Raw genomic sequence first — 374 nt, 5'->3', positions numbered from 1 at the left:
CTTGCCGAGATCGCCGGCGTCGGCCTTTCCGCCGATGCCTTCCACATCGCCGCGCCATCTGTCGAGGGGCCAGCGTCGGCGATGCGCGCCTGCCTTGCCGATGCCGGGCTGAATGCCGAGGACGTCGACTACCTCAACGCGCACGGCACCGGTACCAAGAGCAATGATCAGACTGAAACGGCGGCGATCAAGCGTGTGTTTGGAAACCACGCTTATTCGATGTCCATCTCTTCCACCAAGTCCACGCACGCGCATTGCCTCGGCGCAGCGAGCGCGCTTGAAATGATCGCCTGCGTGATGGCAATCCAAGAGGACGTCGTGCCGCCGACCGCCAACTATCGCGAGCCAGATCCCGCTTGCGACCTCGACATCAC

The 374-nt window shown here is 63.1% G+C and carries 1 pseudogene; it reads left to right on the top strand.

The features are described from left to right. Nucleotides 1-374: pseudogene (locus tag EN857_RS33520) on the top strand (beta-ACP synthase); the annotation flags it as partial.

The sequence above is a fragment of the Mesorhizobium sp. M4B.F.Ca.ET.214.01.1.1 genome (assembly GCF_004791545.1).
Lineage (GTDB): Bacteria > Pseudomonadota > Alphaproteobacteria > Rhizobiales > Rhizobiaceae > Mesorhizobium > Mesorhizobium abyssinicae.
Note: the sequence above shows the minus strand (reverse complement) of the source record. Positions and strands in the feature narration are given on the sequence as shown.